Source organism: Hymenobacter guriensis, assembly GCF_015773195.1.
In the GTDB taxonomy this organism is placed as follows: domain Bacteria; phylum Bacteroidota; class Bacteroidia; order Cytophagales; family Hymenobacteraceae; genus Hymenobacter; species Hymenobacter guriensis.
On the sequence record NZ_JADWYK010000002.1, the window covers coordinates 545,564 to 568,712 of the forward strand.

25 protein-coding genes and 1 tRNA gene are annotated in these 23,149 nt (G+C 58.8%); 14 read left to right on the forward strand and 12 right to left on the reverse strand.

Annotated elements, in window-relative coordinates; genetic code table 11:
- Nucleotides 1-7: 7 nt before the first annotated feature.
- A complete protein-coding gene (gcvP, locus tag I5L79_RS05795; RefSeq protein WP_196954056.1) occupies nucleotides 8-2,935 on the forward strand; it encodes an aminomethyl-transferring glycine dehydrogenase in 2,928 nt (975 codons plus the stop codon).
- Between the two features lie 98 nt (nucleotides 2,936-3,033).
- Here the strand turns inward: gcvP and I5L79_RS05800 are convergent, their stop codons facing one another.
- Nucleotides 3,034-3,327 carry a hypothetical protein gene (locus tag I5L79_RS05800; RefSeq protein ID WP_196954057.1) on the reverse strand — a complete coding sequence of 98 codons (294 nt, stop codon included), beginning with the start codon at nucleotides 3,325-3,327 and terminating at the stop codon, nucleotides 3,034-3,036.
- A gap of 213 nt (nucleotides 3,328-3,540) precedes the next feature.
- On the opposite strand from I5L79_RS05800, the gene I5L79_RS05805 reads away from it, so the two are divergent.
- Nucleotides 3,541-4,140 (forward strand): DUF4136 domain-containing protein, encoded by a 600-nt coding sequence (locus I5L79_RS05805; protein ID WP_196954058.1) that lies wholly within the window; start codon nucleotides 3,541-3,543, stop codon nucleotides 4,138-4,140.
- 88 nt (nucleotides 4,141-4,228) lie between these two features.
- On the opposite strand, the gene lipA is transcribed toward I5L79_RS05805, so the two are convergent.
- Together lipA and I5L79_RS05815 are read right to left on the reverse strand one after the other, a co-directional pair.
- Nucleotides 4,229-5,125: a lipoyl synthase gene (gene lipA, locus I5L79_RS05810; RefSeq protein WP_394368783.1), complete on the reverse strand. Its 897-nt coding sequence runs from the start codon at nucleotides 5,123-5,125 to the stop codon at nucleotides 4,229-4,231.
- A gap of 93 nt (nucleotides 5,126-5,218) precedes the next feature.
- Nucleotides 5,219-6,028, reverse strand: coding sequence for a hypothetical protein (locus I5L79_RS05815; protein ID WP_196954059.1), 810 nt, complete (start codon nucleotides 6,026-6,028; stop codon nucleotides 5,219-5,221).
- 100 nt (nucleotides 6,029-6,128) lie between these two features.
- Between I5L79_RS05815 and I5L79_RS05820 the strand changes: the two genes are divergently transcribed.
- The gene (locus I5L79_RS05820) at nucleotides 6,129-6,536 is read left to right on the forward strand and encodes an OsmC family protein (protein ID WP_196954060.1); all 408 of its coding nucleotides are present in this window, start codon (nucleotides 6,129-6,131) and stop codon (nucleotides 6,534-6,536) included.
- A gap of 104 nt (nucleotides 6,537-6,640) precedes the next feature.
- Here the strand turns inward: I5L79_RS05820 and ytxJ are convergent, their stop codons facing one another.
- The 4 genes from ytxJ to I5L79_RS05840 form a co-directional block, all read right to left on the reverse strand.
- Nucleotides 6,641-6,985, reverse strand: a complete 345-nt coding sequence (ytxJ, locus tag I5L79_RS05825) for a bacillithiol system redox-active protein YtxJ (RefSeq protein WP_196954061.1) — start codon at nucleotides 6,983-6,985, stop codon at nucleotides 6,641-6,643.
- Nucleotides 6,982-7,332 carry a hypothetical protein gene (locus I5L79_RS05830; protein ID WP_196954062.1) on the reverse strand — a complete coding sequence of 117 codons (351 nt, stop codon included), beginning with the start codon at nucleotides 7,330-7,332 and terminating at the stop codon, nucleotides 6,982-6,984. Before I5L79_RS05830 ends, ytxJ begins: the two co-directional genes overlap by 4 nt.
- Nucleotides 7,333-7,358: 26 nt before the next feature.
- On the reverse strand, nucleotides 7,359-7,640 hold the full coding sequence (locus I5L79_RS05835; protein ID WP_196954063.1) for a hypothetical protein: 282 nt from the start codon (nucleotides 7,638-7,640) through the stop codon (nucleotides 7,359-7,361).
- Between the two features lie 150 nt (nucleotides 7,641-7,790).
- Nucleotides 7,791-9,779 (reverse strand): alpha-ketoacid dehydrogenase subunit alpha/beta, encoded by a 1,989-nt coding sequence (locus I5L79_RS05840; RefSeq protein WP_196954064.1) that lies wholly within the window; start codon nucleotides 9,777-9,779, stop codon nucleotides 7,791-7,793.
- Between the two features lie 144 nt (nucleotides 9,780-9,923).
- Between I5L79_RS05840 and I5L79_RS05845 the strand changes: the two genes are divergently transcribed.
- Together I5L79_RS05845 and I5L79_RS05850 are read left to right on the forward strand one after the other, a co-directional pair.
- On the forward strand, nucleotides 9,924-12,611 hold the full coding sequence (locus I5L79_RS05845; protein ID WP_196954065.1) for a TonB-dependent receptor plug domain-containing protein: 2,688 nt from the start codon (nucleotides 9,924-9,926) through the stop codon (nucleotides 12,609-12,611).
- A 79-nt stretch (nucleotides 12,612-12,690) separates the two neighbouring features.
- Nucleotides 12,691-13,968 (forward strand): M16 family metallopeptidase, encoded by a 1,278-nt coding sequence (locus I5L79_RS05850; protein WP_196954066.1) that lies wholly within the window; start codon nucleotides 12,691-12,693, stop codon nucleotides 13,966-13,968.
- Between the two features lie 78 nt (nucleotides 13,969-14,046).
- On the opposite strand, the gene I5L79_RS05855 is transcribed toward I5L79_RS05850, so the two are convergent.
- Entirely contained in the window at nucleotides 14,047-14,589 is a 543-nt protein-coding gene (locus I5L79_RS05855) for a hypothetical protein (protein ID WP_196954067.1), read from the reverse strand.
- Nucleotides 14,590-14,821: 232 nt separating this feature from the next.
- On the opposite strand from I5L79_RS05855, the gene pheS reads away from it, so the two are divergent.
- The 6 genes from pheS (at nucleotide 14,822) to I5L79_RS05885 (ending at nucleotide 19,597) form a co-directional block, all read left to right on the forward strand.
- Nucleotides 14,822-15,859, forward strand: a complete 1,038-nt coding sequence (gene pheS / locus I5L79_RS05860; protein WP_196954068.1) for a phenylalanine--tRNA ligase subunit alpha — start codon at nucleotides 14,822-14,824, stop codon at nucleotides 15,857-15,859.
- Nucleotides 15,860-15,910: 51 nt separating this feature from the next.
- Complete coding sequence (locus tag I5L79_RS05865; protein ID WP_196954069.1) at nucleotides 15,911-16,795, forward strand: 3-hydroxyacyl-CoA dehydrogenase NAD-binding domain-containing protein; 885 nt, start codon at nucleotides 15,911-15,913, stop codon at nucleotides 16,793-16,795.
- Entirely contained in the window at nucleotides 16,782-17,216 is a 435-nt protein-coding gene (locus I5L79_RS05870; RefSeq protein WP_231402804.1) for a Rieske (2Fe-2S) protein, read from the forward strand. Before I5L79_RS05865 ends, I5L79_RS05870 begins: the two co-directional genes overlap by 14 nt.
- Before the next feature lie 96 nt (nucleotides 17,217-17,312).
- Nucleotides 17,313-17,386, forward strand: a tRNA-Asn gene (locus I5L79_RS05875).
- A gap of 165 nt (nucleotides 17,387-17,551) precedes the next feature.
- Nucleotides 17,552-18,859, forward strand: coding sequence for a site-specific integrase (locus I5L79_RS05880; RefSeq protein WP_196954070.1), 1,308 nt, complete (start codon nucleotides 17,552-17,554; stop codon nucleotides 18,857-18,859).
- Between the two features lie 195 nt (nucleotides 18,860-19,054).
- Entirely contained in the window at nucleotides 19,055-19,597 is a 543-nt protein-coding gene (locus I5L79_RS05885; protein WP_196954071.1) for a hypothetical protein, read from the forward strand.
- Between the two features lie 60 nt (nucleotides 19,598-19,657).
- On the opposite strand, the gene I5L79_RS05890 is transcribed toward I5L79_RS05885, so the two are convergent.
- A complete protein-coding gene (locus I5L79_RS05890) occupies nucleotides 19,658-20,044 on the reverse strand; it encodes a helix-turn-helix domain-containing protein (protein ID WP_196954072.1) in 387 nt (128 codons plus the stop codon).
- A gap of 90 nt (nucleotides 20,045-20,134) precedes the next feature.
- Nucleotides 20,135-20,341 (reverse strand): type II toxin-antitoxin system HicA family toxin, encoded by a 207-nt coding sequence (locus I5L79_RS05895; protein WP_196954073.1) that lies wholly within the window; start codon nucleotides 20,339-20,341, stop codon nucleotides 20,135-20,137.
- Nucleotides 20,342-20,743: 402 nt separating this feature from the next.
- On the opposite strand from I5L79_RS05895, the gene I5L79_RS05905 reads away from it, so the two are divergent.
- The 3 genes from I5L79_RS05905 (at nucleotide 20,744) to I5L79_RS05915 (ending at nucleotide 21,712) form a co-directional block, all read left to right on the forward strand.
- Nucleotides 20,744-21,109: an HNH endonuclease gene (locus I5L79_RS05905; RefSeq protein ID WP_231402806.1), complete on the forward strand. Its 366-nt coding sequence runs from the start codon at nucleotides 20,744-20,746 to the stop codon at nucleotides 21,107-21,109.
- Between the two features lie 113 nt (nucleotides 21,110-21,222).
- On the forward strand, nucleotides 21,223-21,495 hold the full coding sequence (locus I5L79_RS05910) for a hypothetical protein (RefSeq protein ID WP_196954076.1): 273 nt from the start codon (nucleotides 21,223-21,225) through the stop codon (nucleotides 21,493-21,495).
- A complete protein-coding gene (locus I5L79_RS05915; RefSeq protein WP_196954077.1) occupies nucleotides 21,464-21,712 on the forward strand; it encodes a hypothetical protein in 249 nt (82 codons plus the stop codon). The genes I5L79_RS05910 and I5L79_RS05915 overlap by 32 nt, the downstream gene beginning before the upstream one ends.
- A gap of 126 nt (nucleotides 21,713-21,838) precedes the next feature.
- Here I5L79_RS05915 and I5L79_RS05920 read toward each other — a convergent pair whose 3' ends face one another.
- The gene (locus tag I5L79_RS05920; protein WP_196954078.1) at nucleotides 21,839-22,924 is read right to left on the reverse strand and encodes a hypothetical protein; all 1,086 of its coding nucleotides are present in this window, start codon (nucleotides 22,922-22,924) and stop codon (nucleotides 21,839-21,841) included.
- Complete coding sequence (locus I5L79_RS05925; RefSeq protein ID WP_196954079.1) at nucleotides 22,924-23,136, reverse strand: hypothetical protein; 213 nt, start codon at nucleotides 23,134-23,136, stop codon at nucleotides 22,924-22,926. Before I5L79_RS05925 ends, I5L79_RS05920 begins: the two co-directional genes overlap by 1 nt.
- Nucleotides 23,137-23,149 lie beyond the last annotated feature (13 nt).

The following is a 23,149-nucleotide window of genomic DNA, read 5'->3' on the forward strand; positions in this document are numbered from 1 at the left end:
TCCTTTTATGTTGTTGAAAACCAAGCCCGCCGACGTATTCGTGGACCGCCACAATGGGCCCGACGACGCGGCCGTGGCCGACATGCTGCGCGTCATCGGCGTGAAGTCGATAGACCAGCTCATCGACGAGACCGTACCGGCGGCTATTCGCCTCAAAAAGCCCCTGAACCTGCCCGCTGCCCTTACCGAGCGGGCTTTTTTAGCGAAGTTCAAAGGCATTGCCGGCAAGAATAAGCTGTTTAAAAACTATATCGGCCTGGGCTACCACGACACCCAGCTGCCGCCCGTAATCCAGCGCAACATCCTGGAAAACCCGGGCTGGTACACGGCCTACACGCCCTACCAGGCCGAAATTGCCCAGGGACGTCTCGAAGCTCTCATCAACTACCAGACGATGGTAATTGACCTAACGGGCCTCGAAATTGCCAATGCTTCTTTGCTCGACGAAGGAACAGCCGCCGCCGAAACGCTGCATATGTTCCACTCGCTCAGCAAAAAGAAAAATGCTACCCGCTATTTCATTTCCGAGCAGGTGCTGCCCCAGACCATCGACGTGGTGCGCACCCGCGCTTTGCCCCTGGGTATTGAGGTAGTAGTGGGTGACCACCGCTCCTTCGACCTTACCGACGAAACCTTGTTTGGCGCGCTGCTGCAGTATCCCGCCGCCGACGGGGCTGTGTACGACTACACCGACTTCATCAGCAAAGCCCACGACAACAACCTGTTTGTAACCGTGGCCGCCGACCTGCTGGCCCTCACGCTGCTCACGCCTCCCGGCGAAATGGGCGCCGACGCCGTGGTGGGTAACTCCCAGCGCTTCGGGGTACCCATGGGCTACGGTGGACCGCACGCCGGCTTCCTGGCTACCAAAGACGCCTTCAAGCGCGTAATTCCGGGCCGCATTATCGGCCAGAGCATTGATGCGGCCGGCAACAAGGCCTACCGCATGGCCCTGCAAACCCGCGAGCAGCACATCCGCCGCGAAAAAGCCACCTCCAACATCTGCACCGCCCAGGTGCTGCTGTCGGTACTGGCAGGCATGTACGCCGTGTACCACGGCCCCCAGCGCATCCGTCAGTTTGCCAGCAACGTGCATGCGCTGGCGCAAGTGCTGGAAACTGAGCTGAAAGCCCTGGGCCTCGACCAGCGCAACCAGGTGTACTTCGATACGCTGGACATCAAGCTGGAAAGCCAGGAGCTGCAAAACGCCATCAAAAAAGAAGCAGAGGCCGCTGGCATCAACTTCCGGTATTTCGAGGAGCACGGTTCGCCCCGCGTGGGCATTTCCCTGCACCAGAACACCGAAATTGAGGACGTGGCCGATATCGTGGGCGTGTTCAGCAAAGTGCTGGGCAAAGGCGAGCAAAAGGCGCTTTCGCTGCCGGAAGAAATTTCCGTTACCTGGCCCACTGAGCTGATCCGCAAGAGCGAGTACCTGACGCACCCCATCTTCAACTCGCACCACTCCGAGCACGAGATGCTGCGCTACATGAAGCAGCTGGAAAACAAGGATTTGAGTTTGGCTCACTCCATGATTCCGCTGGGCTCCTGCACCATGAAGCTCAACGCCACCGCCGAAATGATTCCGGTAACGTGGCCGGAAATCGGCGGTCTGCACCCCTTCGCGCCGCGCGAGCAGGCCCAGGGCTACGCCGAAATCTTCCGCGACCTGGAAGCTTGGCTGTGCGAGGTAACCGGCTTTGCAGCTGTTTCGCTGCAGCCCAACTCCGGGGCTCAGGGTGAATATGCCGGCCTGCTGGCCATCAAAGGCTACCACGATGCCCGCGGCGACCAGCACCGCAACGTGGCTTTGATTCCGGCTTCGGCTCACGGCACCAACCCTGCTTCGGCCGTTATGGCCGGCATGCAGGTAGTGGTGGTGAAAAGCACCGAGGAAGGCAACATCGACGTAGAGGACCTGAAGGCCAAAGCCGCGCAGTACGCCGATAAGCTCAGCTGCCTGATGGTAACCTACCCCAGCACGCACGGCGTGTACGAGGAAACCATCATCGACATCTGCCAGACCATCCACAACCACGGCGGCCGCGTGTACATGGACGGCGCCAACATGAACGCTCAGGTAGGTCTTACTTCACCCGCTACCATCGGGGCCGACGTGTGCCACCTGAACCTGCACAAAACATTCTGCATTCCGCACGGTGGCGGCGGGCCCGGCGTAGGCCCCATTGGCGTAGTAGCCGACCTAGCCCCCTACCTGCCCGGCCATGTGCTGGTAGATGCCGATGGCCGCACGGCCGGGGCGGTTACTTCGGCTCCCTGGGGCTCGGCCAGTATTCTGCCTATCTCCTACGCCTACATTTCGATGATGGGCGGCGAAGGCCTGACGCAGGCTACCCGCATAGCCATCCTGAATGCCAACTACATCAAGGCCCGCCTGGAAGCGCACTACCCCGTGCTGTACACCGGAGCCAACGGCCGCTGCGCCCACGAAATGATTCTGGATTGCCGCCAGTTCAAGAAGGCCGGCATTGAGGTAGAAGACATTGCCAAGCGCCTGATGGACTATGGCTTCCACGCGCCCACCGTATCGTTCCCGGTTGCGGGCACGCTGATGGTGGAGCCCACGGAATCCGAGAGCAAGGAGGAGCTGGACCGCTTTATTGAGGCCATGATTGGCATCCGCAAGGAAATTGCTGCCGTGGAAGAAGGACGCGCCGACCAGAAGGATAACGTGCTTAAGCATGCTCCCCACACGGCTGCCGCCGTACTCACGGCCGACTGGAACCGCCCCTACACCCGCGAAGAGGCGGTATACCCCACCGAGTACGTGCGCGCCGCCAAGTTCTGGCCCGCTGTAGCCCGCATCGACTCCGCCTATGGCGACCGGAACCTGATCTGCTCCTGCACCCCCATCGAGCAGTACACCGATGCCGAAGAGAAACTGGTGGAAACCGACAAAGGCCCGTCCTATTAAGGCTTGAAGCAAATGAAAAAGGCCCCGCAACGATTGTTGCGGGGCCTTTTCAGTTACTGGGCTTATACTTTAGGCTCTGCAGCGTAGCCAGTAGAAGCCTACTTGCTAAAGCACTGACGCTGCACGTAGCCGGTATAGGTTTTACCGTCTTTCACCACGCGGGCCTTCATGAAATAGTAGTCAACGGTGTCCGTGACCTGCACTTCGGAGCCAGCCGTGATGGTCAGCAGCTGGGGCGAGGTCTTGGTCATGCCATCATACAGGATACACTCCACGATGGTATTGTGGGCTACAGGGTCACGATCAGGCTTGGTGGAAGTGGTACTTTCGGAGGCAGTAGTACAGGAAGCAAAGGCTCCTACGAGGCCGGAAAAAAGCAAAAGTCGACGCATAACGCTGGAGAAGGTGAGGAATATCGGTGAAAGATAAGACGAAAGGCATTTTTTGAAAACAAATTGTTTCATTCCAAGAGAATGGCCCAGGCCCAACGGAACGCCGCAGCTACCGGAATTGTTAGAATACAGCCGCCTAGTACGCTTTTTCACCTGTTCAGGTTGAATGCCAGCCTGGACGGGCGGTATAAAAACATTTCTTCTTTACTTCTCATGCCCGTCAATATGTCCAAGTTCCTGCGTTTTTTCTCCCGGCCGGTAGCGCTGGCTGCGGTAGCCCTGCTGCTGGGTAGTGCCGGGTGCGCTACTACCAGCCGCGTCGGCGTTACTTCTGACTTCGACCACGCCGTCAATTTTCGTACGTACAAAACCTGGGCCTGGTACCCGCAGCAGCCCACCGACGCGGAGGGTGGCCCAGCCCAGGGTTACAACTCCTTTCTCGATCAGCGCATCCGCAAGGCCGTGGAAATGGAGATGAACAAAAAAGGCCTCACACTGACGGATAAAAACCCCGATGTGTACGTGGCTTACAGCGCCAAGGTAGAAGACAAGCAGCGCGTCGACCCGGCCTTCAACTCGCCCTACGCCTACCGCTGGTACGGTTACGGCTACGGGATGCCGTCGCGCGTGAATGAGTACAAAGCCGGCACCGTCATCATTGATGTGGTGGACGCCCAGCGCAAGCAGCTTGCCTGGCGCGGACACGGCCAGGCCCAGGTACAGGACCAGTCCATTTCGGAGCAGGAAGTGTACCGCATTGTTGGCAGTGTGCTGGGCAACTATCCTCCCCAGGACAACCAGGCCCAGCGGTAATGGTCTTTGCAAACCTGCTTACTAGCAAAAGAGCCTGCCTCATATGAGGCAGGCTCTTTTATTTTCATTTTCCGTACAGTAACCCGGCTTAGATCGGTACGTTCACGTGGCGCTCGGCGTGGTAGCTGGAGCGCACCAGCGGGCCGCTTTCCACGTACTTCAGGCCGCGGCGCAGCCCTTCCTCGCGGTAGTGCGCGAACAGGTCGGGGTGAATAAACTCGGCAACTTCGAGGTGGCGCTTGGTGGGCTGCAGGTACTGGCCCAGCGTCAGAATGTCGAGGCCGTTGGCTACGAGGTCGTCCATGGCCTGGTACATTTCCTCCGGGGTTTCGCCCAGGCCCAGCATGATACCGGACTTGGTGCGCTTGCCCGCGGCCTTGGTCCGGCGGATTTGCTCCAGGCTGCGGTCGTACTTGGCCTGCGGACGTACGAGACGGTAGAGGCTGCCTACAGTTTCCACGTTGTGCGACACCACCTCCTGCCCGCCAGCAATCATTAAGTCCAGGGCTTCCCAGTTAGCTTTCACGTCGGGAATCAGGGTTTCGATGGTGGTTTCGGGGCTAAGCTGCTTGATGCGCACTACTGTTTCGTGCCAGATACTGGCGCCCCGGTCCTTGAGCTCGTCCCGGTTCACGCTGGTAATCACAGCGTGCTTCACGCCCATCAGCTGAATGGCTTCGGCTACGCGGCGGGGCTCGTCGGTATCGTACTCGGTGGGGCGCCCGGTAGCTACGGCACAGAACGAGCAGGAGCGCGTGCAGATGTTGCCCAGAATCATGAAAGTAGCCGTACCGGCGCCCCAGCACTCACCCATGTTGGGGCAGTTGCCGCTTTCGCAGATCGTGTGCAGCTTATGCTCGTCTACCAGACGACGCACGTTGGCGTACTCGCGGCCCACGGGCAGTTTCACGCGTAGCCAGTCGGGTTTGCGGGGTTTGGCGGGTGCCACAGCCTCGGGCTGCACAATGGGCAGCGTCAGCAACATATCATCCATACGGCAAAGGTAGGAGGCAGCCCGCAGTTCTTCGCAGTCGGCGGGGCACCTTCGCCAGGAGTGGCGCCAGATGCGCCCGGCTGACTATTTGCGGGTGCCGATGTAAATCGTGAGGTAAACCGAGGTGAAGTATTTATTGTTCAACTGGGCGGCATCCACGGAATTGGAGCCTAGAATGGACAGCTGTTTGGGATAAGCTTCAAACAGAAATCCGGTTTCTACCCCCGCAATGGCGTCGCGGTAGCGGCCGTATTCAAACGTAAGCGCACCGCGCACGTGCCCCCCAATCTGAGGCTTTACTTCACTGGCCCCGCTGAAGAGAGGGGCCCGGTCGTAGATAAAGATGTCTTCCGGTGGGTGCTTGTCCGGGTCGTACTGCTCGGCCCGAATGTCTTCCGCGCCGATAGGACGACCGGTGTTGTCGCGCTTGGTGTAGTCGTAGTAAATGTAATAAGGCATCATCAGCGCCACCGACGGCCCGGCGGAGGCCAGGGCGCTTACCTGCACCCCGGAGTCGGGAGCCTTGCGGAAGACAACCCGCTGGGCGCCTACCGATGGGCGGAGCACAAAGGCATAGTTCATCTTGCCCGGCACGTAAATGCCGCCCGAGTACAGATTTTGCAGCCGCTGCTCTTTCGGGTGCTTTACCTCCACCGCCTCAAGCATCCAGAACCGCGACCAGTCGGTGGAAATCATGCGGGTAGAGCGGAACATGGCGCCCCCGATCATGCCCCCGTTGGTGTTGAAGTTGACGCCGTACGTTAGCTCCCGCTGAAACGTGGGCGCATCGGAAGCCGCGGTGCTGGTGCGGCGGGCCTGGGCCTGCGCCGCCGTGCTGCCCACGGCCAGCAGCCCAAGTATTCCCCCCAAAATCCGGAAACGCAAAGCGCCCATAGCGTAGCTAAATTCTCTCATCTGATGATGGCGGCCCCGCTGGGCCAGCACTGGTCGAAAGTACGTAAATTTACTGCCTTTCAGTTAGCCCTTTTTTCCTATGCCCACTGCCTCCATCCGCTACGCCGGCCATCTGCGTACCGAAGCTACCCACGTAGCTTCCGGCAACACTATCCTGACCGATGCCCCGCTCGATAACCACGGCCGGGGCGAAGCCTTTTCGCCCACGGATCTGGTCAGCGCGGCGCTGGGCTCCTGCATGATGACGATAATGGGCATCGTGGCGGAGCGGCACGGCCTAAACCTCACCGGCACCACCTTCGACGTAACCAAGCATATGGCGGCCGCGCCCCGGCGCATTAGCCAGATCGACGTGCAGTTTCGCCTGCCCGCCGCCCTGGATGCCAAGCAACGGACGCTGCTCGAAAACGCCGCCCGTACCTGCCCGGTAGCCTTAAGTCTGAACCCCGAAATCCGCCAGGAGGTTCAGTTCGACTATAGTCTGTAACCGGCTTGCGGCCAGCAGGTTTTCAGCTCTTGAAAAACAGTCAGGCGCGCTACCGATTAAGTCGATAGCGCGCCTGACTGTGTGTGCCTGAAGCGTACGGGATGTTAGCTTATAGCCTGCTGCACGTCGTTGAGGCGGATGGCCATGTGGGAGGCATCGAAGCGGCACTCGCCCTGCTGAATGAGCAGCAGCTGGGGTGACTCGTGCCGGACGCCGAACTTCTGGGCTATTTCGTTGGAAATCGGCCGGAAGCGCAACAGGTCCAGGTAGTAGAACTTAGCGTTGGCGGGCGCGGCATCGGCCCACTGGCGCTCCAGGCGGCTTTTGGCGGTGGCGCTGATGGAGCAGGTGGTGCTGTGCTTGAAAATGATTACGGGCTGCTCTTCCGACTCGCGTACGATGTCAGTGAGCTGCTCGGAAGAGGTAAGCGGAATCCAGGAAGAAATCATGAGGTTGGGGTAGCAGGTTGTTTTTTGGGCGCTTTACGGATCGGGCGCAGCTTCGGAATCATATCCTTGGCCGGGGGTGTGTACCGCGGGGTGCCTTCGTGGTCGTATTTGTACCTATTACGGCCATCCTTCTTGCGCGGTTGGTTGGTGCTTTCCCCGGCCCGGAAAGACTGCCGCGTAACGCCCAGGTGCGAGTCCTGGTACTGGTTTTTCTGCTTTTCCGCGTCCTTAAGGGCTTTGCGGTTGGCCGCCCGCTGTTGCGCCGGGCTGGAATACTCCGTCTGGGCCAGCGCGGGTGTGGCCAGGCTCACAGATACCAGCAAGAAGAAAACGATGCGAGAAACCATAACCTGTAGCAGTAAAATCTCCTGGTCTAAAAAACAATTCCAAATATTTTCCGCTGCCCTACCTTGCGGGTCAGCTTCCGACGCTCGTATTTCTTCTGCTTGAGCAGGCCCTGCTTGTCGTAGCTTTTCTTTTCTGTTTTCAGCGACGATACGGCCTCCGACATGCCGGAGCCGTTGCTGTCGGCTTTGCCCAGCTTCACCTTGGGCTGGGGTGGGCCTTTGGGGTCGGGGATACGGTAGCGGTGGCAGCCTGTGCTCAAGGCCAGACACCCAACCAACGCCAGCGTGCTCACCACAGAAAAAAACATACGCGGGAATCCCAGCATCAGACTACGCATTGCGCCGCAGGGCGGCATTCAGACAGGGAAGATAAGTATTAGTTGTCAGTTGCCCGTTTTCAGTTGCCAGTTGCCTACCTCAGCAACTGGTTACCGAAAACGGGCAACTGACAACCGCCTTTAATAAGCCAGCAGCTTTTCTACCGCAGTGCGCAGGCGCTGCTGGGGCAGAAACTGCTTTTCCAGGGAAGGCGCGAAGGGAATGGCCGTATCCAGGGATGCCACGCGCTGAATGGGCGCATCGAGGGAGGTAAAGCAGTTTTCTGCAATCCAGGCGGCAATTTCTCCCCCGATGCCGCCGGTGAGCGTGTCTTCGTGGAGGATGAGCACGCGGCCGTTTTTCTCTACGGTGCGGCGCACGGCTTCCTCGTCCCAGGGCAGCAGGGTGCGTAGGTCCAGGATGTCACAGTCGAGGCTCAGTTCCTCGGCCAGCTGGGTGGCCCAGTGCACGCCCATGCCGTAGGTGATGATGCTGAGCGTGTCGCCTTCCCGCGCCAGGGCGGCCTTGCCAATGGGCGTGGTGTAGTAGCCATCCGGCACGGGCCCGCTGATGCTGCGGTAGAGCATTTTGTGCTCGAAGTAGATAACCGGGTTGGGGTCTTCGAAGGCGGCGCAGAGCAGGCCCTTGGCGTCCACGGGGTTGCTGGGGTACACCACCTTCAGGCCGGGCGTGTGGGTAAACCAGGCCTCGTTGCTCTGGGAGTGGAAGGGACCGGCCGCCGAGCCCGCGCCGGTAGGCATACGCACCACCACATCGGCGTTCTGACCCCAGCGGTAGTGGCTTTTGGCCAAGTTGTTTACAATCTGGTTGAAGCCGCAGGTCACGAAATCGGCGAACTGCATTTCCACCATGGCCTTTTTGCCTTTGATGCTCAGGCCCAGGCCCGCACCCACAATGGCCGACTCGCACAAGGGCGTGTTGCGCACCCGCTCTTTACCAAACTGCGCCACGAAGCCCTCCGTGACCTTAAACACCCCGCCGTAATCGGCAATGTCCTGGCCCATGAGCACCAGCTCGGGGTAGCGCTCCATGCTCTGCCGCAACCCGTCGGAAATGGCGTCAACGAAGCGCTTGTCGGTGGTCGGCTGCCCATTGTCTGATGCTAGTTGGAGAGCAGCATCCGGCTCGAAGGGCCGGTACATGTCGGCTACCTCCTCTTCGAGGCTGGGGGTGGGCATGGGCACGGCGTCGGCCACGCGCAGGCCTTCTTCGATTTCGGCCTTGATTTGCTCCCGGTACTGGTGGCGCAGGGTTTCGCTCAGCACGCCCTCATCCAGCAGCCACTTCTCGTAGTTGATTACCGGGTCTTTCTGGGCCCATTCCTCAAACAGCTCCTGGGGCACGTACTTGGTGCCGCTGGCTTCCTCGTGCCCGCGCATGCGGAAGGTGAGGGCCTCCAGCAGCACGGGGCGGGGGTTCTGGCGCAGGTCCTCGGCCAGACGCTTTACCGTGTCGTACACTTCCAGCACGTTGTTGCCATCCACCTGCACGGCTTCCATGCCGTAGGCAGGGCCTTTATCGATGAAGTAGCGGAAGCGGAACTGCTCCCGGCTGGGCGTGCTCAGGCCGTAGCCATTGTTTTCGATGATGAAGATGACGGGCAGCTGCCACACGGCGGCCACGTTCAGGGCCTCGTGGAAGTCGCCCTCGGAGGCGCCACCGTCGCCGCTGTAGGTTACGGTTACTTTGTGGCGCTTTTCCAGCACATCGGCCAGGGCAATGCCGCCAGCCACGGCCAGCTGCGGGCCCAGGTGCGAAATCATGCCCACGATGTGGTGCTCGTTGGTGCCGAAGTGAAACGACCGGTCGCGGCCCTTGGTGTAGCCGGTGGTTTTGCCCTGCCACTGCGCGAAGAGGCGGTCCAGCGGAATGTTGCGGCCCGTGAATACACCCAGGTTGCGGTGCAGGGGCAGGATGTACTCGTCCTCGTGCAGCGCCAGCGTGGAGCCCACCGAAATGGCTTCCTGCCCAATGCCCGAAAACCACTTGCTGACCTTGCCCTGGCGGAGCAGAATCAGCATTTTTTCCTCAATCAGGCGGGGTTTCAGCAGCCCTTTGTACAGGTGGAGCAGCTCGTCGTTGGCGTAGTCCTTGCGGTCGAAATTCATGGGATTCAGGCGGGTGGGAAGGTGTTGGGGGCCAAAAGTACGGGTTTGGGCGGGAAGGAAAATTATGCGCTTTCCTTTATACAATTGCGCCAGAGCCGGCATCTATCTTCGCAGCCAATCAGTCGACACTTATCCTATTCCTCTATGACCCGATTCTTACTCCTGGGCCTGCTGGCCTGCCCCACGCTGGTGTTGGCTCAGCAAACTGATGCATTGGAATCCCGCCAGGTAACTGTGCAAGTGCCGCAACCAGACAGCCTCCAAAACCTTGGAATACCACAGACTGCATTAGATGGTGCATTTATTTGTCTAGACTTAAATCCATCCAATGCCCATGCTCACCTAAATTCCTGCCTCCCACTTACAACTGTTCAGCCCCTACTTAGCCGGGTGGCTGGGGTCCAGGTGACGCCTTATTCAGGGGCGCCGGGGGCTGGGGCAGTGGTACGCATTAGAGGCGCGGCTAGTCTCGACAGCCATGTACAACCGCTGTATGTAATAGATGATGTGCCGGTATTTCAGCATCAGTTTAGAACCTATGACGAAAATACCATCCCCTACAGCCTATCACTTAACCCTGACGCCAGTACAAACCCTCTACTTAGTCTGGCTACCGAAGATATAGCTCAGGTAGAAGTGCTGAAAGGGGCTTTTGAAACCGGTCAGTACGGTTCTTTAGGCCAAAACGGTGTGATACGCATCAATACCTACCGTGGAAAGGCCAAGCAATCTTTACGGGTGCGCTACACCGGCTATGGTGCCGTGCAGCAGGCACGCACGCGCTACCAACTACTGGGTGCCCGCGAGCTAGCCGAAATAGCCAACGAGGCCAATCTTAATAACAACTATGCGCCGGAATACTCTGCGGCTGACTTGGCGAGCTTGGGCCGGGGCACAGACTGGCAGGAAGAGTTGTTACGCCCGGCGGTGCAATATCAACACCACGTCAGCCTCCACGGCGGCACCGGCTTTGGCACTCGCTACTACGCTTCTGCCAGCTACCTTCATCAAACGGGTATTGCCCTGAATTCCCGTCTGAACGGTTATAACTTACGCTTGAACCTCGATCAACAGCTGGGCCAGCGCTTATTCCTGAGTGGCAGTCTTAGCTACGGTGATACCCGGGAACGACGGCTCTATCCTTTTGCCTTTCAGGATGCCCTTCGTTTCCGGCCTATGCTACCGGTGTATACCGCTGAGGGCAACTATGCTGCCGACTACGAGCTACCAAACCCTGTGCAGCAGGTAAGACAAAACTACAGCACGCCCCACAACCAACGCTTACTTACCTACGCTCAAGCACGCTACCAATTTAATCGTAGTCTGCTGATAGAAGTGCGCGGCTCGCTTGAGCGTGACTCCCTAACGGCCACTGATTATCGCAGCCGCGAGAAAGACTATACTCTGCAGGATGGCATCGATTACGGGCAGCGAAGCGGCTCTTACCAGCAGTGGCAGTTGAATCCGGCTCTGTGCTTTTCCCACGTGATGGCAGGCGTCCATAAGGTGCAAGCTGCGGCCGAAGCTACTGCTTGGCAGAACCGAATTTCCCAAAGCTTTTACTTCTACGACCGGAACCGGCCTACCACTAACTTCAGCTACAGCTCATTCACTTACCAACGCCGGTTCTACAGCCTGCAGTTAACGGCTGGCTATACGTATGCTGAGCGGTACGCTCTGCAGGCCAGCCTTCGAGCCGACTCTAGCCCCTTTGCCCCACTAAACGAGAAACGCCAGTGGCTACCGGCTCTACAGGGCACCTGGCAACTACACAATGAGGCCTTTTTGCAGCAGCGCGCCACAATTAGTCGCTTAGAAGCTTGGGCTGGCTGGGGGCGCACCAGCAACCGCGCTAACTTTAGCGGTGACCACGGCTTTACCTACCGAACCGCTAATGAACCGTTCTTTCAGTTCTTAGATGAGTTGACCACGCAGGCTGACGCAGGTATCCGGCTGGGCTTATGGAAAAATAGCCTAGAGCTTTACACCTCCGTGTACAGGCGTGAAACAGCAGTGCGTACGGGCTATTTCGGCCAGCAGCAACTAGCCTATCTGCGCAATTCCGGACTGGAAACAACATTACTGGGAAACTGGAAAAAAGGGAAAATGAGTGGCACTTCAACGGTTGCTCTTGCCTTCAACCAAAACCGTTACCACAAGCCCGCAAGCTCCAATGCCTTATACTATCGTTCTTCTACGTATTCCAGCCTGTGGGAAAATGAGCCCGTCGCTACGTTTATCGGCTACCGTTACCAAGGCCTTGATGCCAGCGGCAATCCACAATTTGAGGATGTGACAAATGGCACCCAGGGACCTAACGCTCAGCAGGTGCTTGGTTCAGGTCTGCCACGCTGGTTGCTCAATACCACGCAGCAAGTACAGTACAAGCGTTTCGGGGTTGAAATGCAGCTTGACGGCATGTTCGGCTATCAGGTGCTCGATACAAATTTGGCGTTGCTGGATATTCCCGCCAATGGGTTTAATGCTACCACCCGTGTGCGTGACCGTTGGACGCCCGTTCATCCAGATGCACAGGTACCTAGAGCGGGCACAGTACGCGGCTATTTTTTCAATTCAGCTACAACCTATACTCTCCAGTCAGGCAATCATCTGCGGCTGAGCAATCTGCAGCTAAAGGCCGAAATCTGGCAGGCCCAACAGCGCAGTATCTCCCTTTTTGTGAGCGGCACCAACCTGCTCGTCATCTCCAAGTATCGCGGCTACGACCCTAATGTGAGCAGTATGGAAGCTGATGCCAAACAGAGTGGCTTGGATACCGCACGCTACCCAACTGCCCGCGTAGTAGCTCTAGGAGTACAGGCAACGCTGTAAGGCGAAACTTCCCCTTCGCTTCCGAAGTTTTATCTTCACCCCGATGGCCCGCGAGTACTCCCGGCTATTTACTCCTTTTATGATTCAGTTCGAAGAATTTACCCTTGCCAACGGTCTGCGCTGCATCGTGCACGAAGACCACAGCACACCCATGGCCGTGCTCAACGTGCTTTACAACGTGGGCTCCCGCGACGAAGACCCGGCGCACACCGGCTTCGCGCACCTGTTTGAGCACCTGATGTTCTCGGGCTCCGTCAACATCCCCAGCTACGACGAGCCTCTGCAGCTGGTGGGCGGCGAAAACAACGCCTTTACCTCTCCCGACATTACCAACTACTACCTCACCCTGCCGGCGGCCAACATCGAAACCGGCTTCTGGCTGGAATCGGACCGGATGCTGAGTCTGGCTTTCTCCGAAAACGGGCTGGAAGTGCAGCGCAAGGTGGTAGTGGAAGAGTTCAAGCAGAACTACCTCAACCAGCCCTACGGCGACGTATGGCTGAAGCTGCGCCCCCTGGCTTACCAAAAGCACCCCTACAGCTGGGCCACCATCGGCAAGGAAATCAGCCACATCGAAAACGCGGTGATGGACGATGTGCGGGCCTTTTTTCAGAAGCATTACGCCCCGCGGAACGCCGTGCTGGTGGTGGCCGGCGCCGTAACGCGGGCTGAGGCCGAACGGCTGGCCGAAAAGTGGTTTGGCCCCATTCCGGGCGGGGCGCCCTACGTGCGGCAGCTGCCCCAGGAACCGCGCCAGAACCAGGCCCGCCACCTCGACATCACGGCCGACGTGCCCGTATCGGCCTTTTACCAGGTGTACCACATGCCCTCCCGCGCTGATGAGGCCTACTACACCGTGGACCTGATGAGCGACGTGCTGGGCCGGGGCAAGTCGAGCCGGCTTTACCAGCGCCTGGTGAAGGAGCAGCCGCTGTTCAACTCCATTTCGGCCTCCGTTACCGGTTCCCTGGAGCCCGGGCTGCTGGTCATCAGTGGCAAGCTGAATGCGGGCGTAGAGCCGGAAGCGGCCGATGCGGCCGTGCGCCAGGTGATAGAAGAGCTGCGCACCCAGCCGGTGCCCGCCGAGGAGCTGGAGAAAGTAAAAAATCAGGCCGAAGCCAGCATCGTGTTCAGTGAGATTGAGCTGCTGAACCGCGCCATGAACCTGGCCTTCTGCAAGCTCATGGGCAATGCCAACCTGGTAAACGAGGAAAGTGCCCGCGTGCAGGCCGTAACCGCCGCCGGCGTGCTGGCTGCGGCCCAGGAGGTTTTGCGCCCCGAAAACAGCACCACTCTATACTACCGGGCGCAGGCCACGGCTCCGGCGCCTGAGCTACTGGAAGCCGCCGAGGCCTAAGCCCCCACTCCGCCCCGCGAAAAAGCCTGTTCAACTAAGTTGAACAGGCTTTTTTATAGCTGCTTACCAGGCGGTAGCTTACCAGCCGCTGCCGCTGGAACCCCAGCCATCATCCACCTTCTTCTTGGCGGGTGTGGTGGCCTTCTTAGCGGGCGTGGTGGCTTTCTTCGTGGTGGTCGTAGTTTTCTTCGCCGAGGTCAGGCTGGCAGTAGTAGTAGTCGGTGCAACTTCAGCAACCGGCTCAGGCTCCGGGGCTGGGGCAGGCTCTACGTAGGCCGGAGCAGGCGCCGGAACCGGATCCGGCTCACTTCTGCGACGACGAACGTACTTGCCCAGGGGGCGGCCCTGGTAGTCGGTAGACACGCGCATGGAAGGCGCCGCCGTGAAGCCGGGAGCAATCTGCATGCCCTCCGTCTGGTTCATCGATTGGGTACCGCCCCCGCCGCCTACTGCGCCCCAGTCGCCGCCGGTGGCAGCTTTACGGGCCGTATCGGCGGGTGCGGCCGTGGCTGTTGCAGCCGGAGCTGCGGCGGGCTTGGCCGCCGTAGTTTTCTGCGCCAGCGCCGGCGAACCAGCCAGCACAGCTGCTACTACAAAGTATGTTGAGAAGGAACGCTGCATGACAAGAGGGAAGAAATGTAGAAGTTGAAACGCGGTTAGTTTGAAGCCAGTACGAAAAAAATGGCCGATTGGTGCAATCAGCCGCCTGAGAATCTTGGCGCTGCAACATTACGGCCTTTCAGGGGGTTCCGCCAGCGGCTTTCTTCTTTTCTTGAAACAACTATTTTCTCTCTTGCCTGGGTACCGCAGGGGGCGTGAAGACTTCAGGGCCAGCGCGTACCTTTGCCCTACTATGCAGGAGACTATCACTCATCTACAGGCCGCCATCGACGCCTTCGATATCAGTACCGCCGAGCAGCTGGAACAGTTCCGCGTGGCTTTCACCGGCCGCAAAGGCCAGCTGGCCGATTTGTTTGACCAGCTGAAAACTGTGGCGCCCGAGCAGCGCCGGTCGGTGGGCCAGCAGCTCAACCAGCTCAAGCAGCACGCCCAGCAGAAGTTCGAGCAGCGCCAGCAGGAGCTGGAAGCCGCCGCTGCCAACGCCCCGGCCGACCCTACGTTCGACTACACTCTGCCCACCGTGCCGCAGGCCCTGGGCACCCGTCACCCCCTGAGCCTGGTGCGGGAGGAAATCGTGCGCATTCTGGCCCGTATCGGCTTCAATGTGGCTGAGGGACCCGAAATTGAAGATGACTGGCACAACTTCACGGCCCTGAACTTCCCCGAAAACCACCCGGCCCGCGACATGCAGGACACATTCTTCGTGCACCGCACGCCCGGGGAGGCCGAGTGGGTACTGCGCACGCACACCAGCCCGGTACAGGTGCGCGTGATGCAGGCTCAGAAGCCGCCTATCCGTAGCATTATGCCCGGCCGCGTGTACCGCAATGAAGCCATTTCGGCCCGCGCCCACATGATGTTCCATCAGGTAGAGGCCCTGTTTGTAGACGAAAACGTGAGCTTCGCCGACCTGAAGCAGACCGTGTACTACTTCGTGCAGGAGCTGTTTGGCCAGGATATGCAGGTACGCTTCCGCCCCTCGTTCTTCCCCTTCACCGAGCCCAGCGCCGAAATCGACATTACCTGCCTGATTTGCAAAGGCAAGGGCTGTAATATCTGCAAGGGCACCGGCTGGGTGGAAATCGGCGGCTGCGGCATGGTGGACCCCGCCGTGCTGGAGCAGTCCGGCATCGACCCGGAGCGCTACTCGGGCTACGCTTGGGGCATGGGCATCGAGCGGATTACCATGCTCAAGTACCAGATCAAAGACCTGCGCCTGTTCACCGAAAACGACACTCGCTTCTTGCGCCAGTTTGAGGGCGTACAATAAAACAGCGGGCTGTTTCGTCTAAACCTGACTTTTTCTCCCTAGATCAACCGCATGGCAAACGAACAGCCCACCAGCTCTGCTTTGCAGACTGCTATCCGCACCATTGGCATTGTGGGGGCCGGCACCATGGGCCTGGGCATTGCGCAGGTGTGCGTGCAGCACGGCTTTGTCACGGTGCTCTTCGACATCAACGAGGAAATGCTGAAGAAAGCTCAGCTCGCTATTACGGCGGGCCTGGGTAAGCTCGTGGAAAAAGGCCGCCTGACGGCGCCAGAACAGGAAGCGGCCCTGGCTCGCCTGCGCCTCACCACCGACCTCTCTACCGTGCAGGCCGAGCTGATTATTGAGGCCGTGGTGGAGAAGCTCAGCGTGAAGCACCAGCTTTTCCGGGAGCTGGCCGTGCTCAACGGGCCTACCACGATTCTGGCTTCTAATACCTCTTCGCTGCCTATCACGCGGCTGGCCGCGCCCATCCAGCACCCGGAGCGAGTGGTGGGTATGCACTTTTTCAACCCGGCCCCCCTGATGCCGCTGGTGGAGATAATCAAGGGCGCCACCACGAGTGCGGCCGTGGCCGACACGGTGTATCAGCTGGCGCTGCAGCTCGGCAAAACGCCGGTGTACGCGGCCGATGCGCCCGGCTTTATTGTGAACCGCGTGGCCCGCCACTTCTACGTGGAGGGACTGAAAATTGCGGAAGAGCAGGTGGCGCCCCTGGAGGTAATCGACGAGCTGCTGGAAGCCACCGGGTTTCGCATGGGCCCGTTCCGGCTGATGGACTTGATTGGAGTGGACACCAACTTCTCCGTGACGTCGGCTATGTACGAGGCGTTTCACTATGACGCCAAGTTTCGGCCCAGTCGTATACAGCAGCAGAAAGTAGACGCCGGCCACCACGGCCGCAAAACCGGTAAAGGATTCTATGAGTACTCGTAACCTCTGGCACACGGCCGCCGTGGTCCTGTTGCCTCTACTGGCAGCTTGCAGCGACTCGGGCAACGATACTCAGCCGCAGATTCCGCTGGCCGTGGTCAACGAAGTCCTGCCCCTCACCAACCAGGAGTACACGGCCCTGCGCTTTGATGGTGGCATGGTGTACCACAATGGCGGCGTGCGCGGCCTGATTGTGGTGCGCCGCAGTGCCACCTCCTACCTCGCCTTTGAGCGCAACTGTCCTTACCGCCCCTACGACGACTGCGCCCGGGTAGAAATTGATGCCTCCCGCCTGTTCCTGATTGATAAGTGCTGCAATTCCCAGTTCGACTTGCAGGGGCAGATTCAGGGTGGTCCCGCGCCACGGGCACTGCGCCAGTACAGCACAGCCTTATCGGGCAACCTCCTGACAATCACAAATTAGCCTGCTGCGCGAAAAATATTTCCATAGAATTCTTGCACAAAGCCAGATTCTAGCCTAATATTGCACCCGCAACGACAGATAAATGTCGCCATAACCGCTTCCTTAGCTCAGCCGGTTAGAGCATCTGACTGTTAATCAGAGGGTCCCTGGTTCGAGCCCAGGAGGGAGCGCAACCCCCAGATAATACCCGCCCTCATCCGGCGGGTATTGCTGTTTTTGGCCCAACCAGCGCGGTTTTACAGCTACGGCGTCAGGCCAGCCCGCCACACCCCAAAGGTAAAACCGGTACGAAAACCGGTATAGAAACCGGTACTGCCCCCGGAAAGCAATCAGCCGTGCCCCGCTCGATTATCTATAAGCGTAAAATCAGCATCAAATTCTACCCCCTGCCCTCGGCAGCCGGTAAGGAAGGTTGGTGCCCAGTTCGGGTCATGGTGCGCTGGCACGGGCAGGAAATGCCCTTCGATACGGGCGAGCGGGTGCTGCTCACCAAGCCCGGCAAACGTGGGGCTCCTGTTAGCCTCTGGGAAGGCCAGCGCGTGACCCGGGACCATCCGGACTCCATCGACATTAACGGCCGGCTCAATGACTGGGAGCGGGATATAGAAGCCGCCTTCGAGGCCCTTTGGAAAGCCGCCCCCTTCGAGCGCATCAGCCGCGAGGCCTTCTTTCTGTACCTCTTCCCGGCGCAGGAGGAAAAGCCGGCGGTTCTTATCCAGCACACCTGGCGTCAGCTGCTCGACGTGTGGAAAGAGAAAAACCGGCACCTCGCCAAAGACTCCCAGCGCAAGTACGACCAGCTGGCCACCATGATGGAATCGTGGCGGCCCGCGCTACGGCCGGCGCAGCTCACGGAAGATATAGCCAAGGACTACCAAAACCATCTGCTCGATCTGGGCCTGAGCGACGCGGCTATTAAGGTACACTTCACCGGCATCCGCAAATGCTTCGAGCGCCTGGGCCGCCCCACCGACGAAGGCTGGCTGCAGTACGCGGCGAAGAACGCGCCGCAGCTGGATTTGGAAATAGAGGAAGTCCGGCGGCTGATCCGGTGGAAGCCTTCGGGGCCGTTCCTGGCAGAGGAGCGCGACCGGTGGCTGTTTCAACTCTTCTGCGGCCGGCGCTATGAAGACCTGGAGAAGTTCGACGGGAGCCGCCAACGGGTAACGCTCACCCTCGAAGACGGGAGCGAAGTACCCGCCCTCGTCCATGTGCAGGGCAAGACCGGCAACGATGCCGCCGTACCCCTTCCTCCCATTGCCGTGGCTATCGGGGAACGGTGGGGCTGGAAATTCCCGGCCCGAGGTGAGACGGTGCGAAACTCCGCTATCAAAGAGGTGGCGCAGCAGGCCGGGCTTACCCGCGAGTGGGACGACCGGCTTATAACCGGCGGCAAGGTGGTGCACAATTGGCGGCCGTTGTGGCAGGTCATCAGCACCCACACGGCCCGGCATACGGCGGCCACGCTACTGAAGCAGGCATCCAAGGGCAACAAGGCCCTGGCGAAGCTGGTGCTGGGCCATGCCGACGAAGACGTGACCGACCGCTACGCGAAGGATAAAGCCCGCCTGCTCGCGCCCGACGTGTTGGCCGCCTGGCAGGTTATCCTGGGAGAATTGTACGACCAGGAGCCACGGCAATAGGTGTCCTCAGTTTTGAGGAGAGGCCCGGCGTTACGAATCGTAACCTCAGCCCGGCGTTAACAAATCAAATGTTAACGAATGAGGTCGGCTCAAATTTGAGCCGATGCAATTTTGCGTTGGCTCAAATACTATATAAGTTACTGGGGCCGTTCCCACAAAACCCGGATTCTCGGGTTTTATCAAACTTCCCGCTCTATGCCAGCCCCTGCCCTTTACACTGATGCTTTACAGGAGTCACTGGGCCCTGGCGCCTACGCCTACGCCAGCCGTTGGGGGTACTATGAATACGACAAGACACCCATTTCGCGGTGCTTTCTTTGGAAGGTAGAGGAGCGGCCGGGCGGGCGCCTGGTGCTGGTTGCGCAAGGCCACAAGCAAACACTCCCCCTCACTGAGGCCCGCGCTAATCAGCTTGCCGTTCTTCCGCATTGGGACAGCCGCTTCAGCTTACACGACTACCCCGAACGGTGGCAGAAGCTACTGAGCATCGGTTGCGGCATTCATTTAATGAGTTCCGGCGTTGATGACACCCTGCATATATGCACCCATACAAAGCGGAGAATAGGTACTGTCCGATTGGAGGGGGAAGAATTACACGCGGCATTGCAGCGGCCGGAAATATTCGGGCGGGCGCTGGATTTTGTTTATTTCTGCCAGAAGCACCCGAAGAAATCAGAAGGCACGAACATTTCTTTACTGGATGACAATCAATACAATTTAATGATGTCGTATAAATAAAAAAGCCCGTCCAATATGGACGGGCTTTTTCGTGTATGAAAAGCAAAGGGTTTATTTTATTTAAATCAAGTCAATATCGGCCAACTCGCGCCCAAGACTGCGAACACCTGCTAAAATGCGGGTAATCTGCTTTTCTGAGGGCTTTCGGCTCCCATTGATATAGGCGGCCAACAACGGCTGCGACATATCGATACGGGCCGCTAATTTGGAAACATTTAATTCTTTATAAAACTCGAAGAATTGCGGCACGTCCAACGTGAACTGCAAATCATCTTCCGTTACTACCCGGCCGCTCGTGTCCTCGAAGGCGAAATTACAGGCCCCCACCATATTCTTTTTTAATTCGGCGAATGTTGCGCCACCGGCATACACGGCCTCGTCGGAAGCGTAGGCAGAATACCCCGTGCCCGTCTTCTCGACTATTACATTGATTTTCTTGTGTGCCATTTTGTACAGTCTTTTTTTACAGTTTGTGAAAGAGGGGGAGGTAGGATAGGTGGGGCCTTTCAGCCCCACCCCCTCCCTGAAAGAGGGGGGCTATTTAAGCCCCGCCTGTTTCAGTATGTCAGATTCTGCCCCTTTTCCTACTTCGTCGCTTCCGTGGAAGGAGAAGACTATGCAGCCGTCTGCTGTTTTGGGGCTTCGTTTCGTGAGGTGAGCCAGTTTCATGTGGCTTCCCTTTGCTTGCCGAAGGATGTACCAGCCATCTTCGAACAGGATTTTGAGTAGGTCTTTGCTTTTCATATGTCAAAGATATAAAATTATATCTTCACTGCAAGCAATACCCGGTATAAATTTATATCTTTTTTTTATCAGCAACAAAAAAGCCCGAACGCGGGCGGCATTCGGGCTTTTCTCGGTTTGGCAGGGCTCTTTCGGCGGAGTCTTTTTCGGCCATTCTGGTACGTGCCAGCACCGTGTAGAATGGTTGCCTGTCATGGAGCGTCAGTGCTGGCGCAAGCCAACCCTTGCCGACCCCGTGCGGGGCAGCGGCATGGTGAAAGGTACGAAAAGAGGCTGAAATACTTTTGTTCTTTATTTGGAACATTGGTATATATGTTCTATATTTGGAACATCAAACAGCAGCAAACGCCTTCTACTATGTGCAAGCCTTCTACTTCCGCCCCCGCCAAACGCACTCAGGGAATGAACTGGATTTCTCAGCACAAGCGGCTGGCTATCTACCTGCGTGACGGCCTAGCCTGTGCCTACTGCGGCGCCGGAGTAGAAGCCGGTACAAAGTTTACTCTTGACCACCTGATGCCCTACTCTTTGGGCGGCTCCAACAAGGAAACGAATCTTGTAACCTGCTGCCTCTCCTGCAACTCCGCCCGTGGCAACCGCGACGTGAAGGCGTTTGTGACTGCCGTAGCCGCTTATACCCAACAAGATGCTAGCTCTATTCTGGCTGGCATTCGCAACCGGATACGCCGGGTGCTGCCGCTGAAAGCCGCCAAAGAAATGGTAGCTAAGCGTGGTTCATGCGCCAAGGTCTTAGCTGAACTAAGCTAAATTTACCCCTTCCTTGCAAGCCGCAATCCTTCCGCCGCTACCGAAGTCAACCGAAAGCCGATTACCCTGGCAGCGGTTGGCTTCGGTAGCGGCACCAACTCAATCCCAGCCCTATGTATCAAATCCGCAGCACCTACACTGAATGGGCCGCCGAGTACGACGACAACCCTAGCGGCCGCGTTTGGGCTGGTCAGTACGAAACTTACGCCGGGGCATGGGCCGCCGTGCGCGACCATCTATTCGCTGGCCGCTGGGAGCTGAAACCTAGTAAAGCCCGTCCCAGCGAGTTGGGCCTTGCGCCCTACGGTCACGAGGAGCCGACCGCCTTTTACGGGCAGACAATTATAGAAAACGATGCAGAAACAATCGAAATCCGAGAATTCTGAGCCGCTGGTTGCGTTGGATGGTGAGCGGGAGGCTCGCCTGCTGGCCTATGTGCAGGAGTTCCGCAAGGCGCTCAGCCTAAAAGGCATTGCCGAAAGCTGCGGTTTCTCGCACAAGATCCTGGAGTACTGGGTCGGCGGCACCCGGCCGCTACCGCAGAAGCACGTTCCGACGTTGGAGGCATTCTTCGAGCGGATGCGCTTCCCGCCCGGCTCCTAATAAAAAAAGCCCCGACCGTTTTAGCAGCCGGGGCTTTTCTGTGTCCCTACTAGTCAGCATGCACACATAGAACGTGCTAAGAACTATGGCCACGCTGCGTCCGACGACAGCACAAAGCTACGACATCTAACCCGGCCGCGCCCACGCCGGCCACCAGTGCCATACACTGGCCTTCCCGCGTAGCCACCAGCCACCCGCACCGCCGGCACCAGCCACCAGCACAAACACCCACCAGGGCACCCCTCCCGGCTTCGAGGAGGCCTCGGCACTAGCGCCGGGTGCCGTAGCGGCAGCGCCGCCCCGTTGGCCAGCCTTTGTGTTGTCAGTTGCCTGTTGGTTGTTGCCAGTTCCGGCTTGCACCGGAGCCTGCGCTTTCTTCGCTTCCACGGCGGTGGCGTCGGTGCCAGTGGCCATAGTACCCGGCTTCGTGGCTGCGGCCGCAATGTTGCCGTTGCCCAGCTGAATAGTTACCGGGCCATTGAATTTGGTCTTGCCGGAGCCGCCAAACAGGCGGGCCGCGCTGGTGGCTACCTGCTTCAGTATACCGGGCTGGTCGGCCTCCGGAAGTGTAGCCGGCGGCGCGGCGGGGTCTGGTTTGGAAAACGTGGGTGTTGCCCACGTTTTCGGGGAAAGCTCTTCCTCCGGCTGGGTGGTACGGGAGGCGGCGCAACCAAACAGCCAGCAGCTGGCTATGATTACCCCTATCAGCAGAACCAGGAAGGGCCAGGCGCGTTTTGTAGATTCCGTCATAACGTTAGAGTTTGGCGAGGAGAATACAGCCCAGGCCGAGCCAGAGCACCGCAGCGCCGGCCATTGCCAGCGGGCGGGCCCGTCGAAGTCCCAGCGGGCCGTAGTGCTGTCAGACTGGTAGTTGAAGCGGAAGGCGTCCCAGGCGCGGGTAAGGGTCTTTTCCCGAATCCAGACGCGGCCGAAGTTGTAGGCCTCGTTGTGGAATAAGCTGAAGGAGAAGGCGGCGGCCACTATTTCCCAGCCCAGCCACCACGCCCACAGGGCCACGCCAGCCGCAGAGCCGGGGCCGGCCAGTACGGCATCAGCCCCGGCGCCCACGGCCGCCGCTACGGTTACCACGCGCCGGGTGCCGAGCGGGGCGTGCTCATTCCACTCGAAGGAATCCGCCCCGAGCCGCCCGTAGAGCAGCGCGTCGCAGAGCCCGTCGAGCAGCGCGAACAGGTTGTAGAGCAGCCAGAACATCAGCGGGGCCGGGCTTTCTGGTTCAAGCTCTTGCGCGTACGCCAGTCGCCGTAGGCGTTGCCAATGTTCAGGAGCAGCACCAACACAAAGGCGGTCAGGTACGCACTGCCTTCGACGTGCCCGTAGTCTGAGGACTGGGCAGCCTGACGCCACCAGAAGCCCAGGGCCAGCAGGAGCACAAACAGAAAGATGCGGAGGATCCAGTTTTTCATAGTGGTATGGTGA